Source organism: Ahrensia kielensis DSM 5890 (assembly GCF_000374465.1).
GTDB lineage: Bacteria > Pseudomonadota > Alphaproteobacteria > Rhizobiales > Rhizobiaceae > Ahrensia > Ahrensia kielensis.
Genome location: NZ_KB894531.1, coordinates 279,111 through 295,507, shown reverse-complemented (window position 1 = coordinate 295,507; position 16,397 = coordinate 279,111). Strand labels below are relative to the sequence as shown.

General features: G+C 48.8%; 16 protein-coding genes. 10 read left to right on the top strand and 6 right to left on the bottom strand.

Translation table 11 applies throughout. The features are described from left to right. Positions 1–20: 20 nt before the first annotated feature. Complete coding sequence (gene rlmN / locus C504_RS0113255; protein ID WP_018689841.1) at positions 21–1,250, top strand: dual-specificity RNA methyltransferase RlmN; 1,230 nt, start codon at positions 21–23, stop codon at positions 1,248–1,250. Positions 1,251–1,276: 26 nt separating this feature from the next. Then, entirely contained in the window at positions 1,277–1,729 is a 453-nt protein-coding gene (locus C504_RS0113250; protein ID WP_018689840.1) for a hypothetical protein, read from the top strand. On the opposite strand, the gene C504_RS0113245 is transcribed toward C504_RS0113250, so the two are convergent. Beyond that, on the bottom strand, positions 1,717–2,364 hold the full coding sequence (locus tag C504_RS0113245) for a LysE family translocator (protein ID WP_018689839.1): 648 nt from the start codon (positions 2,362–2,364) through the stop codon (positions 1,717–1,719). The two genes, C504_RS0113250 and C504_RS0113245, sit on opposite strands and share 13 nt — an antisense overlap. Positions 2,365–2,436: 72 nt before the next feature. Between C504_RS0113245 and C504_RS17915 the strand changes: the two genes are divergently transcribed. The 6 genes from C504_RS17915 to C504_RS0113215 all read left to right on the top strand — a co-directional run bounded on the left by C504_RS17915 (position 2,437) and on the right by C504_RS0113215 (position 10,531). Continuing rightward, positions 2,437–3,183 carry a phosphatase PAP2 family protein gene (locus tag C504_RS17915; protein ID WP_156815952.1) on the top strand — a complete coding sequence of 249 codons (747 nt, stop codon included), beginning with the start codon at positions 2,437–2,439 and terminating at the stop codon, positions 3,181–3,183. 75 nt (positions 3,184–3,258) lie between these two features. After that, entirely contained in the window at positions 3,259–4,485 is a 1,227-nt protein-coding gene (locus C504_RS0113235; protein WP_026317489.1) for an argininosuccinate synthase, read from the top strand. Between the two features lie 13 nt (positions 4,486–4,498). Next, positions 4,499–5,854: a TAXI family TRAP transporter solute-binding subunit gene (locus C504_RS0113230; RefSeq protein ID WP_018689836.1), complete on the top strand. Its 1,356-nt coding sequence runs from the start codon at positions 4,499–4,501 to the stop codon at positions 5,852–5,854. A 92-nt stretch (positions 5,855–5,946) separates the two neighbouring features. Beyond that, positions 5,947–7,986, top strand: coding sequence for a M3 family metallopeptidase (locus C504_RS0113225; RefSeq protein ID WP_018689835.1), 2,040 nt, complete (start codon positions 5,947–5,949; stop codon positions 7,984–7,986). Between the two features lie 108 nt (positions 7,987–8,094). Beyond that, a complete protein-coding gene (gene typA, locus C504_RS0113220; protein WP_018689834.1) occupies positions 8,095–9,915 on the top strand; it encodes a translational GTPase TypA in 1,821 nt (606 codons plus the stop codon). 106 nt (positions 9,916–10,021) lie between these two features. Further along, on the top strand, positions 10,022–10,531 hold the full coding sequence (locus C504_RS0113215; protein ID WP_018689833.1) for a GNAT family N-acetyltransferase: 510 nt from the start codon (positions 10,022–10,024) through the stop codon (positions 10,529–10,531). A 3-nt stretch (positions 10,532–10,534) separates the two neighbouring features. Here C504_RS0113215 and C504_RS17910 read toward each other — a convergent pair whose 3' ends face one another. Further along, entirely contained in the window at positions 10,535–11,149 is a 615-nt protein-coding gene (locus C504_RS17910) for a hypothetical protein (protein ID WP_018689832.1), read from the bottom strand. Between the two features lie 125 nt (positions 11,150–11,274). On the opposite strand from C504_RS17910, the gene ppa reads away from it, so the two are divergent. After that, entirely contained in the window at positions 11,275–11,802 is a 528-nt protein-coding gene (ppa, locus tag C504_RS0113205) for an inorganic diphosphatase (RefSeq protein ID WP_018689831.1), read from the top strand. A gap of 81 nt (positions 11,803–11,883) precedes the next feature. Here ppa and C504_RS18965 read toward each other — a convergent pair whose 3' ends face one another. Beyond that, a complete protein-coding gene (locus tag C504_RS18965; protein ID WP_018689830.1) occupies positions 11,884–12,177 on the bottom strand; it encodes a YggT family protein in 294 nt (97 codons plus the stop codon). A gap of 131 nt (positions 12,178–12,308) precedes the next feature. On the opposite strand from C504_RS18965, the gene C504_RS0113195 reads away from it, so the two are divergent. Further along, positions 12,309–13,553: an MFS transporter gene (locus C504_RS0113195; protein ID WP_018689829.1), complete on the top strand. Its 1,245-nt coding sequence runs from the start codon at positions 12,309–12,311 to the stop codon at positions 13,551–13,553. On the opposite strand, the gene C504_RS0113190 is transcribed toward C504_RS0113195, so the two are convergent. From C504_RS0113190 to C504_RS0113180, 3 genes are read right to left on the bottom strand one after another with little or no spacing between them, the layout of a single operon-like run. Then, positions 13,550–14,266 carry a glutamine amidotransferase gene (locus C504_RS0113190; RefSeq protein WP_018689828.1) on the bottom strand — a complete coding sequence of 239 codons (717 nt, stop codon included), beginning with the start codon at positions 14,264–14,266 and terminating at the stop codon, positions 13,550–13,552. The two genes, C504_RS0113195 and C504_RS0113190, sit on opposite strands and share 4 nt — an antisense overlap. Further along, complete coding sequence (locus C504_RS0113185) at positions 14,263–14,739, bottom strand: tellurite resistance TerB family protein (RefSeq protein WP_018689827.1); 477 nt, start codon at positions 14,737–14,739, stop codon at positions 14,263–14,265. The genes C504_RS0113190 and C504_RS0113185 overlap by 4 nt, the downstream gene beginning before the upstream one ends. A 20-nt stretch (positions 14,740–14,759) precedes the next feature. Next, positions 14,760–16,385, bottom strand: a complete 1,626-nt coding sequence (locus C504_RS0113180; RefSeq protein WP_018689826.1) for a heme biosynthesis protein HemY — start codon at positions 16,383–16,385, stop codon at positions 14,760–14,762. Between the last annotated feature and the right edge of the window lie 12 nt (positions 16,386–16,397).

Sequence of the window (16,397 nt, the reverse complement as noted above, 5' to 3'; positions counted from 1 at the left end):
TTAAACCAGTAGTTTGTATTATGGCTCTTTCACTCGACCTGACGAATAAAGAAACACGCAGCGCGCTCAGCGCCAATCAGTTTATGGATCAACGTCCAACACTGATCGGTTTAACGCGCGAACAAATGGGTGAGGCGCTGCGCGATGCGGGCGTTGCTGATAAGCAGATCAGAATGCGTACGCAGCAGCTTTGGCATTGGCTTTATATTCGCGGTGTCGATGATTTTGACCTTATGTCAAATCTCGGCAAAGAATTGCGCGGACTATTAAAAGACAAGTTCACCATTGCCGGACCTGAGATCGTCGAAGAGCAAATTTCCGTTGACGGTACGTGCAAATGGCTCATGCGTTTTCCTTCACGCGGGGCAGGTGCACCGGTTGAAATTGAAACTGTTTATATTCCAGAACAAGGCCGCGGCACATTGTGCGTTTCAAGCCAAGTCGGCTGCACACTTACCTGTACATTTTGCCATACGGGCACACAAAAGCTGGTGCGCAATCTGACGTCTGGTGAAATCGTGGCGCAGGTTATTCTAGCGCGCAAACGTTTGGGTGATTTTCCAGATATTGATACGCCTGCTGGTGCGATTGTGCCAAGCGAAGGCCGCAAGGTCACCAATATTGTCATGATGGGCATGGGCGAGCCGCTCTATAATCATGACAATGTACGCGATGCGATGAATGTATTTACCGATGGCGACGGGCTGTCTCTTTCTAAGCGCCGCGTCACGCTCTCAACCTCCGGTGTTGTGCCCAACATCATCAAAATCGGCGAAGAAACCGGTGCGATGTTGGCAATTTCGCTTCACGCTGTGAACGACGAATTGCGCGATGTGTTGGTGCCTATCAACAAAAAATATCCGCTTGAGCAATTGCTTGAGGCATGTCGCAATTACCCCGGCCTGTCGAACGCACGCCGCATTACCTTTGAATATGTCATGCTTAAAGGCGTCAATGATTCGCTTGCAGATGCAAAAGAACTGGTGCGCTTGCTCAAAGGCATTCCGTCGAAAATCAATCTCATTCCATTTAATAAATGGCCAGGTTCAGACTATGAATGTTCTGACTGGGATAAGATTGAAGAATTTGCCGATTTCATCAATGCCAATGGTTATGCATCGCCGATCCGCACACCGCGCGGACAGGACATCCTAGCAGCATGCGGCCAGCTTAAATCTGAATCTGAACGCATGAAAAAAACCGAGCGTTTGGCCTATGAAGCCATGATGATTGCAGGTCACGGCGATTAACATTCAAGACAGCTAGGTCGTCAACAATGCAAATCGTGCGAACTATATTTGTTTTGCTTGGCGGATATTCAATCGCAGTTTTTGTGGCATCCATCTGTGTAACCAGTGCCATATTAACATTGGCAACGTTTGAAGAAGCCGCGACTGAAACACTCCTTGAAGCTACCAGAATTTACGCAGCAACTTTGCTTATAGTTTTCATTATGACCGCGGTCACGGCCATACCTGGCTTTCTTCTTTCGCTGATTGCAGCTTATGCATTGAAAAAAGATTCGCATCTGTTTTTCACAATTGCAGGTATTATTACTGCAATCATCGTTGTGTGGTTAGTATTTGGCCCTTCACCACTTTCAGACCATGGTCCAAGCGAAGCGGCCCAACCCATATCAATCCTATGGCTTGCCCTTATTATTGTCAGTGGCAGCGTCGGTGGTTTTGCCTATGCCTTATGGCACAGGCGACTGTTTCACCGCGCCTGAGTTGTCAGAATTTTCACCGCGAATGCACCAAACACACTTGCCAATGTCCAGTCCATTGCGCGCATAATACGCGGGCTACTGATTAAAAACGCTGAAAAACGGTTCGCCATAAATATCATTGGCAGAATAATCGGAATCGCCACACACAAAAAGAATACGCCCAAAAACACCAGTTTGCCCGGCGCATGAGGGTCATCTGCCGATACGAACTGTGGCAAGAATGTCAGGAAGAAAATCACGATTTTCGGGTTCAAAATATTGATGCCGATACCGGTCAAATAATGGCCCCATAAAGAGCCAACTTTGGTTGTCTTGCCGCTGCGCGGGGTAAACGATGAACCGTGACGGACGGATTGATAGGCCAACCAAATCAGATAGCCCGCACCGACGATCTTAAGTGCCAAAAATGCGGTGGGTGCCGCGACGAGTAATGCAGACAAGCCAAGCGCAACCAACATCGTATGGATAAGAATACCTGTCACCGCACCGCCAAAGCAGGCAAGGCCCGCCGCACGGCTATGGGTGATCGCCCGCCCAACATAAAGCGCCATGTCAGGACCAGGTGTCACAGCAAGAATTGCGCTAGCCAATGCGAACTGCAAAAGCACCGCAATTGAAGGAACATATGATAGCATAATCGTTTTCCAATATTACTTGCCCTGATGGGACATCCCATGCCAAACCCCGCCTAAACGAAAGGCAGAAAAGTGCAGACACAAAGTGATAACGGATTTGGGTTTTGGAGCAAACCGCTATTCTTGATAGCGATGCTCTTTTTATGGTCAGCGATATTGGTGTTCTTTCGCACTTATCCGGCCATCGATATGGCGGTTGCAAACTTCTTTTATCATGAGGTTGCATGTTCGGCGAATGCGGCAACGCAGCCATGCTTTGGCTTTCCAGTCGCGATGAATTCCATCATGGCCACCATCCGCAATATTTTGCACCGAGCGCCTGTCTTCATTGGCGTTGGCTTAATCATCTTGCTGATTTACAGCTATTATAAGGGAAAACGGGCCGTTGATAGCGCTTTTCGCAAACAGTCCTTGGTTCTCGCCAATCTGATCATCGGTACTTTACTGGTCGTCAATAGCGGCTTTAAAGAGAATTTTGGCCGTGTGCGCCCGCGCGATATCATCGATTTTGGTGGCAAGAGTGACTTTACACTTGCTGGCGATTTTATTGGACAATGCGTATCGAACTGCTCTTTCCCGTCTGGCGAAGCTGCTGCCGGCGGATGGCTATTATGTTGCGGGCTACTGTTTGCACCGCGCTGGCGTAAACCTGCTTACATCGCACTGTTTATTCTTGGTGCGGCCATGGCCTTGCTACGCGTCACATTTGGCGCGCACTTCATTTCAGATGTATTACTGGGCTATATAACAACACTGATCACCTGTAGCATATTGGCGATTGCTTTCGAACGAATTCAAAAATGGCGCATGTCGCGCTAAAGCGAACTTGCGCTAACGGCAAATCCCAATATGGTGCGGCCAAACGCTCCAAACATTCCCAAACTGGAAAAACTGATGTCGAAAACTATTAAAGATGTAAAAAAAGTAGTGCTGGCCTATTCTGGTGGATTGGATACTTCCATCATCCTCAAATGGCTGCAAACAGAGCTTAACGCCGAAGTTGTTACCTTCACTGCCGATCTTGGTCAGGGTGAAGAACTAGAGCCAGCGCGCAAAAAAGCCGAGCTGCTTGGCATCAAGGAAATCTTTGTTGAAGATGTGCGCGAAGAATTCATCTCTGATTTCGTGTTTCCAATGTTCCGCGCCAATGCGACTTATGAAGGTGTATACCTCCTAGGCACATCCATCGCACGGCCGCTTATTTCAAAACGTCTCGTTGAGATTGCGCAAGAAACGGGTGCCGACGCTATTGCCCATGGTGCAACCGGAAAAGGCAACGACCAAGTTCGCTTCGAACTTTCTGCCTATGCGCTAAACCCGAACATTAAAGTCATTGCCCCTTGGCGCGATTGGACATTTAAATCACGGACAGACCTTTTAAAGTTTGCCGAAGAAAATCAGATCCCTGTGCCAAAAGACAAACTCGGCGAAGCGCCGTTTTCTGTTGATGCAAACCTTCTGCATTCATCTTCTGAAGGCAAAGTGTTGGAAGATCCTTGGGTTGAAGCGCCTGAATATGTGCATATGCGCACGGTTTCACCAATGGATGCGCCTGATGTGGCAACAGACATTGAGATCGAATTTGAAAAAGGCGATGCAATTGCGCTCAACGGCGAACGCTTAAGCGCAGCAACTCTCTTTGCGAAGCTCAACGATCTTGGCCGTGACAATGGCATTGGCCGTCTTGATCTGGTTGAAAACCGTTTTGTCGGCATGAAATCACGCGGCGTTTATGAAACACCAGGCGGCACAATTCTTCTGGCTGCACACCGCGCGATGGAATCGCTCACGCTGGACCGCGGCGCAGCGCACCTTAAAGATGAATTGATGCCGCGCTATGCTGAACTGATTTATAACGGCTTCTGGTTCTCACCAGAGCGCGAAATGCTTCAGGCAGCCATTGACCATTCACAGCACTATGTTGAAGGCAAAGTTCGCCTGAAACTCTACAAAGGCAATGTGATTGTTACGGGCCGCGAAAGCGATAAATCGCTTTATTCTGAAGCACTCGTTACCTTTGAAGATGACCAAGGCGCTTATGATCAAAAAGACGCCAATGGCTTTATCAAGTTGAACGCTTTGCGCCTACGCACGCTCGCTGCGCGTAACCTGAAAGCATAAATGGAACAGCGCAGTGTCTAAAAAAGCAGCTAGCAGGGTTCCCATTGATACGGCGGCTGTCAACGCAGCCTCCAAACAAGGGAAATCCAATCGGCTTTTTGCATTCATTGCGCTTTTCATTCTTGCAATAAGCTCGGTTGGCGGCTGGCTTTGGCTTAACCGCGAACAAGAGCCCAACACACTAACAATAGGCGCCGGACCATTTGGTTCGGACGCCTTCAATCTTCTCAGCGAAGTCAGACAAGTTGTGCTGCGCCATTCAGATGAATTACGTCTCAACATCAAGTCGACACGCGACGGCTCACAAAATATCGCTCTTTTAAACAAGGGTGAAATTGATGCAGCTGTCATACGCTCTGACACACCCGTTGTTGCCGATGTGCGCGGTGTGGCTGAACTTTATCCAGACGTTTTCCAAATCATTGTCCGCGATGATGCGCCAGCATTTACTGTAACTGATCTCACAAATATTCAAATCTCGGTGCCTGAATATGGCAGCGATGGTTTTCGCTCTTTTTGGGTCATTGGCGATCATTATGATTTGCCAATTGACCAAATGCGCTGGAAGGCTGAACCCTTTAATATTGGCGCTAAAAAGCTACTGAGCGGCCAAATAGATGCTTTATTTACGGTGCGCTCATTGCGCGATATGCCGTTGATTAGGCTGTTCGAGGATGCCCAGCTTAAAAGCATCAAACTACGTTATCTGCCGATTGCACAAGCAGAAGCAATTGCGCTTAAACGTCCATTTTTGACCACGGCAAACATTCCCAAAGGTGCGTTTACCGGTGCAACACCTGTGCCCGGACACGATACGCCGACATCAGCGGTAAAACGCATTTTGGTCACGCGCGCAGATGTTGACCCAGAAGCGATACGCGAATTAACGCGCATTATGTTTGAAAACCGGCTCGACCTGACCATCCGGTTCGCACTCGCCTCTGCCATCAGCGCGCCAGACGAAACACGAGGGCTTTCTGTTCCGCTACATGAGGGTGCACAGGCTTTTTATAACCGCGATCAGCCAAGCTTCGTGCAGGAAAACGCCGAACCGCTCGCGCTGGGCGTTACGGTTCTCACGCTTCTGCTATCGGGTTTGTTTGCGCTTAGATCACGCTTTGTGAGCAGCCAGAAGAACAAAGCCGATATTTATAATTACCAATTGCTCGACATTCAAAAACAGGCAATGCTTGCCGATGAAGCCGATGAACTTGATCTTCTAAAAGTAGATTTGAGCAATATTTTGCAAACAGTTGTCATCGCGCTTGATACCGACGAAGTCACCGATGAAAGTTTCCAATCCTTCTCGCTTTTGTGGGATGCTGTGCGCGAAACCATCAATGACCGCTACCGCCAGATTAAGACATAACATTCGAAATTATTTGAGGACTGCTTGGCCTTGGAATAGTGCGCAAGGCTGCTTACCTCTCAGATAAGTACCGACAAACATCAGGAGCAAAAATGACCGATTCAAATATTAACGTGGCCCTTACCCAGTGGGATGGTCCGTTCGGCATGCCCCGTTTTGATGCCATTAAGGACGATGATTTTGGCCCCGCAATACGCCAAGGCTTTAAAGCCAATCTTGCGCAAGCCGAAGAAATTGCAAACAATCCTGACGCGCCAACATTTGAAAATACGATTGAAGCGCTAGAGCGCACCGGTGAAATTCTAAACCGTGCCGCCACGCTGTTTTTTGTTAAAGCTGGCAACGATACAAACGCTACCATTCAAAAATTAGAGCGTGAATTTTCACCGCTTTTTGCCCGCCATGCCGGTGAAATCGCCAAAAACAAAAAACTATTTGAGCGCATTGATACGCTTTGGAACAAGCGCGACGCGCTGAATTTAACCGTTGAGCAAGCGCAGCTCTTGAAAAAACACCACAAAAGCTTTGTGCGGATGGGTGCTGCATTAGAGGGCGAAGAACAGCAAAAGCTCATCGCCGTCAATGAAAAGCTCGCAGGTCTTGGCACGCAATTTGGCCAAAATGTTCTTAAAGATGAAGCTGACTGGGTGATGTTTTTGGGCCAAGACGATTTAACAGGCCTGCCAACATCGCTGAAAGACGCCATGGCCTCAGAAGCCTCAAGCCGTGGCAAAGACGGTCAATATGCCGTGACGCTCAGCCGATCGCTTGTATCGCCGTTCCTAACCCACTCAGATCGCCGTGATTTGCGCGAAAAAGCCTATAAGGCATGGATAGCACGCGGTGAAAATGATGGAGAAAGCGATAATCGCCCGATCATCGCCGAAACGCTGAAGCTTCGGGCCACCCGCGCCAAACTGCTTGGACACGACAGTTTTGCAGCCCTCAAACTCGATGGCACAATGGCCAAAACGCCTGAAGCCGTAAACGAGCTTTTGCAAACAGTGTGGGAAAAAGCCAAGACACGCGCTGAAGAAGAAGCAGCAGACATTGAAAAGCTCATGCGTGAGAGCGGCGACAATGCTGATTTGGCAGGCTGGGACTGGCGCTATTATGCAGAAAAGATTCGCAGCACACGCTTTGCCTATTCTGATGACGAAGTGCGCCCTTATATGCGCCTTGAAAATATGATCGAGGCCGCATTTAGCGTCGCAGGTCGCTTGTTTGGTCTAAAATTTGAAGAAAAAGAGGGAATACCGCTACATCATCCCGATGCCCGTATTTGGGAAGTGAAAAATGCCGATGGTGAACATCAAGCAATGTTTATTGGCGATTATTTTGCACGGCCATCAAAGCGTTCCGGCGCGTGGATGAGCGCGATGCAATACCAATCTAAATTGCTCGGCAAATCTGCGATTATCACCAACACGATGAATTTTGCCAAACCGCCAAAAGGGCAAGAAGCATTTTTGTCCTTTGATGATGCGCGCACATTGTTTCACGAATTTGGCCACGCGCTGCATGGCATGTTGTCAAATGTCACCTATCCGTCGCTGTCCGGCACAAGTGTGTCGCGCGATTTTGTGGAATTACCATCGCAGCTTTATGAGCACTGGATGACTGTGCCAGCCGTGATGAACGAATTTGCAACCCACAAAGAAACAGGAAAACCAATGCCAAAAGCCTTGCTCGACAAGGTTTTAGCAGCAACTACATTCAATATTGGCCATGATACGGTTGAATATACCACATCGGCGATGGTCGACATGGCCTATCACCAAAATGACACAGGTGTGGAAAATCCGGCCGCGTTTGAAGCCGAGCTATTGGCAAAAATAGGCAAGCCCGCCCCAATTGCGATGCGTCACCGTTCACCGCACTTCCAGCATATCTTCTCTGGTGATGGTTATGCGGCAGGATATTACTCTTATATGTGGTCAGAAGTGCTGGATGCTGATGCTTTCCTAGCTTTTGAAGAAAAAGGCGATGCGTTTGATCCTGAACTCGCCAAGCGTTTACTGGATAATATCTACTCTTCAGGGGCCACAATGGAGCCAAAAGATGCCTATATTGGCTTCCGCGGCAAGCTTCCAACCCCCGATGCAATGCTTAAAGGGCGTGGTCTGATTTAACCAAATAGAGCACTATTTTGCGCTTAAGGGTTTTCGCAGCGCACAAACTCGTCTATGAGCGGCACAAATTGGCTTTTGTGCCGCTTAAATCATATCCGGAAAATGAACATGGAACTTCGCAACATTGCGATCATCGCGCACGTTGACCACGGCAAAACAACACTGGTTGACGAATTATTGAAACAATCTGGCGTCTACCGCGAGAACGAGCGCGTTCAAGAACGCGCGATGGACTCAGGTGACATCGAAAAAGAACGCGGCATTACAATTCTTGCCAAAGCGACTTCCATCGAGTGGAAAGGCCACCGCATCAACATCGTTGATACACCAGGCCACGCCGACTTTGGCGGCGAAGTAGAACGTATCCTGTCTATGGTTGATGGTGCGATCGTTCTGGTCGATGCGGCCGAAGGCCCAATGCCTCAGACAAAATTCGTTGTTGGCAAAGCGCTTAAAGTTGGCTTGAAGCCAATCGTTGCGATCAACAAGATCGACCGTCCAGATGGACGTCACGAAGAAGTTGTCAACGAAGTGTTTGACCTGTTCGCTGCATTGGATGCAAACGATGAGCAGCTCGACTTCCCAATCCTTTACGGTTCAGGCCGTGCTGGCTGGATGGCCGATGTGCCAGATCAACCAGAAAACTCAAGCCTTGAGCCATTGCTCGACCTCGTGCTCAAACATGTACCGAAGCCAAGCGTTGGCGAAGGTCCGTTCCGCATGATCGGTACATTGCTTGAATCAAACAACTTCCTTGGTCGCATGATTACGGGCCGTATCCATTCTGGTTCGATCAAGCCAAACCAAGCTGTTAAAGTGCTGGCACAAGACGGCAAAACAGTTGAAACTGGCCGTATTTCAAAAATCCTCGCTTTCCGCGGTCTTGAGCGTACAACGCTTGAAGAAGCCCATGCTGGCGACATCGTTGCGATTGCAGGCCTTCAAAAAGGTACTGTTGCGGACACATATTGCGACCCGTCAATCAGCGAAGCGCTCACAGCACAGCCAATTGACCCGCCAACCGTGACAATGAGCTTTATCGTCAACGATTCACCTTATGCCGGTACTGAAGGCGACAAGGTAACAAGCCGCGTTATTCGTGACCGCCTGTTTAAAGAAGCTGAAGGTAACGTTGCGCTTAAAATCGAAGAAGCCGAAGACAAAGACTCGTTCTATGTTTCAGGCCGAGGCGAATTGCAGCTTGCTGTTTTGATCGAAACAATGCGCCGCGAAGGTTTTGAATTTGCCGTATCGCGTCCACGCGTTGTTTTCCACAAAGGTGAAAACGGCGAACGCCTAGAGCCAGTGGAAGAAGTTGTCATCGACGTTGATGAAGAACATTCCGGCGTTGTTGTTCAGAAAATGAACGAGCGCAAAGGCGATATGCTTGAATTGAAACCATCAGGCGGCAACCGTGTTCGTTTGGTGTTCCATGCGCCAACACGCGGCCTCATCGGCTATCAATCAGAATTGATGACCGATACCAAAGGTACTGCCATCATGAACCGTTTGTTCCATGATTATGTGCCATATAAGGGCGATATTGGCGGACGGACGCAAGGCGTTCTGATTTCCAACGATCAGGGCGAATCAGTATCATTTGCATTGTTCAACTTGGAAGATCGCGGCCCAATGATCATTGGCGCAGGCGTTAAAGTTTACCAAGGCATGATCATCGGCATTCACATGCGCGAAAACGATTTGGAAGTGAACGTCCTTAAGGGCAAGAAACTCACCAACATGCGTGCATCTGGTAAAGATGAAGCGGTTAAACTGACAACGCCGCAGGCAATGTCTCTTGAACGCGCTTTGTCATGGATTCAGGACGATGAATTGGTGGAAGTAACACCGAAAACAATTCGTCTGCGTAAAATTCACCTTGATCCAATTGATCGCAAACGCTTGGCAAAGTCGAAATCTGACGGCTAATTTTGCAAGCCAAAACACACGTCTGAGCAAACGACTTGTGAACATCTGTTAATATTAAACCCCGCATCTTGCGGGGTTTTGTTTAATGACTCATGGTTCTTTAACCATGACCGCATTGACCATTGACATCAGGCCAGCAGAGCGTAGCGATGCCGAGGCCATATCCCAAACCCACGCTTCTGCGTGGGATTATACCTATGCGGGTATCATCCCCTATCAGTCCTTGCGTGAGATGATTAATCGGCGTGATCAACGCTGGTGGGCACGCGCCATTGATCGCGGCACATCTGTAATGGTGCTTGATATGGGCGGCGGCCAGATTGCCGGCTATGTGACTTTTGGGCTTAACCGCGCCCGCGCATTGCCGCAGGACGGCGAAATTTACGAAATTTATCTGCGCCCTGAATATCAAGGCGTTGGCCTTGGCTCAAAGCTGTTTAATGCAGCCCGTGCACGGCTCAAAACACTGCGTTGCACCGGACTTGTTGTCTGGGCACTGGAAGATAATTCCGGCGCGCTTGATTTTTACGGCAATATGGGCGGCAAAGACATTGCTGAAGGCTATGAGACATTTGCCGGACGCACTTTGCGCAAAATCGCATACGTTTGGGAATAGAGCTTAAGGCCCGAAAGTCCGCATCGGGAAACCTGCAGCCAGCCCTTCATTGCCGTGAAATTCAGGCTCATCAATCCGGCAGCGGAAATCCCTTGCCAAACTATCAGCAACCTCGCGTGCCATTTCATTGGCATTTTCGTTTTCAAGCGCATCCACATAGCCAACAACGCAGCCATCGCCCACAGCAGGCTGTGCAACCTTAGAGACGACCAAAACTTGGCCCTGATCGCCGTCTGCAGTGCCATCTTCGGCAGAAATATGCCAACGCAAGATTGCGGCATAGGGAATATCGCCCACTAAGCGCCATTCGATTTTATCGCCAACATTGTTAAAAGCTTGAAAGCTTTCAAACGCGCCTTCGCCAAACCAATCCCCAACAAAGCCATAAAATACAGATTCGCGTGCATCGCCTTCCTGAAAAATGACGCTGTAACCCTTATAGCCCGAACAAGCGAAACTACCGCCCAGCATATCCATCTGATAGGCGACGCAGGCTTCATCAATGTTGAGATCCGTATAGACACTAGAGACTTCCGTGCTCATGGCTATTTCCTGCGCAAAGGACGGCGCAGCAATGATTTGAAAACCGACTAGACCTGAAATCAACAGTTTACGCATTTCAATCTCCCAATTTAAATGAAATCTAACGATTTCAGAAAAGCAGTCCAGATACAAATTTAGCCTTCGTCTATGTTGCACCAACGCTTTTGACGGTTTATCAGAGCGCAACTGGAGATAAATCAATGAATATTGACGCAATTGCGATTGGTGATAACCCACCTGAAGACGTAAATGTAATCATCGAAGTGCCGGTTGGCGGCTCACCGATTAAATATGAAATGGACAAAGCGTCCGGCGCGCTCATGGTAGATCGGTTTTTATACACGCCGATGACATATCCGGGCAATTACGGCTTCGTGCCGCATACTTTGTCAGATGACGGCGACCCAATTGATGTGCTGGTCATGAACACCCGCGCATTGGTACCGGGCTGCGTGATCAATGTACGCCCAATCGGCGTTTTGAACATGGAAGACAATTCTGGCGAAGATGAAAAAATCATCGCTGTTCCGTCAAGCCATCTTACAAAGCGTTATGAAAACGTCATAACACACACGGATCTTCCGCAGATCACACTTGATCAAGTTGAACACTTCTTCAAGCACTACAAAGATCTTGAGCCAGGCAAATGGGTCAAAATCGGCGCATGGGAAGGTCACGAAAAAGCACGCGAACTAATCGTTAACTCGATTGCACGCGCCAAAAAATAATCAATATGATTATTGACTAAAACAATGCGCTGGAACTCAAGGTTTCAGCGCATTTTTAGTTTCAGCCTATTTTATGCGTGACTATATGATCGCAGGTGCCAGCACATTCACGATGGCTTGCTCAACAAAATAGATAATCACGAACAATACGATTGGTGAAATATCAATTCCGCCAAGATCGGGAATAAACCGGCGAATAGGTGCAAGCACTGGCTCTGTTGCTTTGTAGAAAAAGCTACCAAGCATCGCGACGAATTGGTTGGAATTATTCACCACATTAAACGCATAGAGCCATGAGAAAATAATCGCGCCAATAACGATGAATTTATATATGCCCAAAGCATATAAAAGGGTTTGAATTATTGTCAGGCCCACAACGCTCTCCTTAGTTGGTCTCCTACCAAATAGGCAAGCCTTGCCCGTGAGGCAAGACCAATGCGCATTAACGATCGTTAAGCGTGGATAAAAAGCTTGGTTATCACAAATAAAGTGCTTATCGATGACGAATGGAAAGTGAAACACCAATATCTGAGCAACCCACCCGCTTTGCCGCGTTTTCCTATTCGGCATATGCGAAATATTGGACAGCACGCCTTTTTTCCACATTCGCAATTCAGATCGTCGCCGTTTCCGTTGCTTGGCAAATTTATGATTTAACGCGCAACCCAATGGATTTGGGTATCATTGGCTTGGTACAATTCGCGCCCGTGCTTTTGCTGGTTCTTGTCACCGGAGCTGTTGCCGACCGCTATGGACGGCGCACCGTAATGGGCCTTGCTATAGCAGCAGAACTTGTTTGTGCTTTAGCGATCTTATATTTTTCCATCCGCGGCCTTGCATCACCGCTTCCTATTTTTGTGGCACTTTTCGGCTTTGGCATTGCACGCGCATTCTACGGACCTGCATCGCAGTCCCTTGTCGTCAATCTTGTACCCACACACATATTTCCAAATGCCGTTGCGTGGAACTCATCCGCATGGCAATTAGCCTCCATTGGCGGTCCTGTCGCTGGCGGCCTTCTTTATGGATTGGGCGCTAATATTGCTTATAGTGTCGCCTCCGTTTTATTCGCGATTTCGCTCTTTCTGATTGTTTTAATTCCAAAACCAAAAGCACCCGCTAAAATTATCAAAACGAGCTTTTCATCGCTGTTTGATGGGCTGCGCTATATCCGCAAAGAAAAAGTGGTTTTGGGTGCAATTTCACTCGATCTTTTCGCCGTTCTCTTAGGCGGTGCTATCGCATTATTGCCGATTTACGCACGTGATATTCTACATCTTGGCCCTTGGGGACTTGGGCTGTTGCGGGCAGCGCCTGGCATTGGCGCTCTGCTTGTTGCTGCGTGGCTTGCAGCCTCTCCAGTGCGAGATCATGCTGGACGCATCATGTTCGCCTTTGTGGGGCTATTTGGTGTCTTCACAATAATCTTTGGGCTTTCCACAAGCACGTGGCTATCCATCATCGCGCTCGGCCTGATTGGCGCTGCGGACATGGTCAGCGTCTATATCCGCGAAACATTGCTGCAATTGTGGACACCGGACGAAGTACGCGGCCGCGTTAATGCGGTCAACATGGTGTTTCTTGGTGCTTCAAACGAACTGGGCGAGTTCCGTGCAGGCTTTATGGCTGCATGGCTTGGCGCAGTGCCAGCTGTTGTGTTTGGCGGTGTTGGCGCAATTGCAGTTGCAGGCATTTGGGCATGGAAATTCCCTAAATTGCTCAATGCACGCCATTTAGAACACCGCGATTAAACGGCGAAATTCTGTTTGCCAAAAACAATGTCGAGAAAATCATCGAGCCATTTAGAAACCGGTGCATCATAAAGATAGCGCCCCAATAAATGGTCCTTGCCAATTTGTGCATTGGGTAATTCAAAACGATGTGCACCATGCACGACCCAGCGGTGCATCATCGCCAGCGTGAGTTCGGTATGAAACTGCACAGCCCAAGCATTCTTACCATAGCGAAAAGCCTGATTAGGAAAGTCAGCAGATTTGGCTAAAAGTTCCGCACCAGAAGGAAGCGTAAAGCCTTCGGTATGAAACTGATAAATCTTCTCAGGCCAATCCAACAGTGTTTGGCCTGCTTGTGTTGGCTCTAAATCATACCAACCAATTTCAACATTATCTGCTGGTTCGCCATAAACGCTGCCACCAAGATGGTTCACCAACATTTGAGCGCCGAGACAAATGCCTATCAACGGTTTATCTTCGTTCAGCGGGACTGAAAGCCAATCGGTTTCAACCCGCATAAATTCTTCTTTAGCATTGGCGCTCATGGGGCCGCCAAAGACAACCACGCCGGAATGTTCATCCAATGTGTGAGGCAACGCATCGCCAAAGCGTGGGCGGCGTATATCCAGCCCATAACCACGTTGCATAAGCCGCTGGCCAACACGGCCAGGTGTTGACGTTTCTTGATGAAGAATGATGAGGATCGGCTTTTTAAGCTCTACAATACTCATCCTTCAGCATCGCCCTCCATGCGCCTTTGAACACGTTGGCGCATCGCAACACGGTCGCTGCCGTCAACGCCTAACAGTTCAGATATGCGCCAGACAACATTGTCTTCCAATTCGTGACGCTCGCCATCAGAATAGACCAGTTCCCACAAGAGTTCGACAAAGTGAACGCGGTCTTCCATCTCTAAACCCATGCGTAATACGCTGGTGAACTTATAGAGATCAATCGCTTCATTATCGGCAAGCTTTGCGGCCTCAAGCAGCTTATTAAGCTCCGCGCCTTCGAAATCATTTTCGCGGCGCACCAGCGTTTCAAACCGTTCTTTTTCAACGTCGCGCAACACACCATCGGCGCGGATGACATGGTACATTAAGGCCGTCGCGCATAGACGAGGATCATTGTCTGCAAAATCATCGCTTGAGGCTTGGCGATCCTCGCCAAGAGTGCCTAAAAAGTTCAGTATTTTGTCAAACATATTTCGTCCCTAAATTTTCTTCAGAACAACCGGAACCGCCGATCTTCTTCCGGTTTTTCATCTGGATCAATACCCGGATCATCCGGAATTGGCACTTTTAGCTCTTCCGCAGAACTATCAAGAGCCTCGTCTTGTTCCACGTCTTCTTTCAAAGGTGTCTCAACCACAATCGCTTGAGCAACCTCAGCGGCAGTGTTTTTTGCCTCTTTAGGTGGCTGTGTCTCAGCCGCCTTTTCAATATCGGCTTCCACTACACCTGCAATAATTGCGCCAGCGGCTGCAATTTCTGCGGTTAATACTTCAGCTGTTTTGCCCGGCTCCATTGGATCAAGATCGTTTTCGATCATTTTTGCGCCAACAGTTTCAACAGGCACCTTCCATTCAAATGCGTCGATCTTGCCAGTTAATGGTGAAAACGGTGCCCATTTTTGCGAAACAAAGCCGTCTGCTGTCCACGCTGCATCGCGCGGCGCACGAACGGCCCGCGCCATCCATTCACGCACTTTGCCCTGATCGCCTGTTTCAGCATCTTCAATATCGGCCATCAACACAAAGGCGCTTTCGCGCGGTTCAGCTTTAAGCACATCAGCCACAGCACGGCGGGCTGTTTCAAATTCACCCGCTTCCATCGCCATCTGACCAACAATCATATTGGTTTCCACATGGGATGGTTTGATCTGCTCAAGCCGCTTGGCACGTTTAAGCCGGTCGGCAGCCGATTCGCCAGCTTTTGCATTCACATAGGCAAGGCCAACTTGCGGATGCGGCTCTTTGCGCCATGTTGTCTCTAGGATTTTCACGCCGCGCCGTGTTTCATTAAGCCCAAAGGCAGCTTCTGCTGCTGCGACCGCCGCTGGTGCAAATTCCGGCGCAAGCTTATGCGCTTCCATACCTGCAGATTTTGCTTTTGCAGGATCCGTTTCTGCAAATTCCATCGCCATTGCCGTTAAAAGAACAGCGCGCTTACGCGCTGCATCTTCTTTGCTAACCTGTTTGGCGCTTTTTTGTTTATCGAGCAGGCGAATGGCACCATCCCAATCACCATCGGCCGTTTTAAGATCAAGGGCTGCATTGCTTGCCCAGTTAAGCTGCGGCGCGACTTCAACAGCCTTTTCGGCATAATGGCGCTGTGCATCGCGCTCACCAAGGCGTTGTGCTTCAACATAAAGCCCGCGCAAACTAAGCAAACGCGTTTCAGGATCTTCCAGCATTTCTTCGAATTTTTTACGCGCATCATCATAACGCCCCTCAAGCATCATCGCTTGCGCGTCCAGCAGATGCAAAAGTGGTTCTGTCGTCGAATCAAGCAGGCCGTCAGCCCGCTTAAGCATTTTGCGCGCAGTAGCGCCGTCACCAGCACCCGCCGCAATCATGCCCGTCGATAAGGATTGATACCCTCTATCGCGTTTGCGTGAGCGGAAAAACCGCTGCACACGGTCTGGCGATGTGAGCAAAAGCTTTAATACCCACCAGATAAACATCACAGCGACGATTACCGTAACAATAGCAATGGCCGCAACCATAAGCGAAATTGTGATTTCTTGATTGGCGACCGTTAAAACAACTTCACCTGGAATATCGGCAAGAAAAGCAAAGCCAAAGCCAAGTGCAAAAACGATCAATACGAAGAATAATACGCGTAACATCTGTTATTTCCC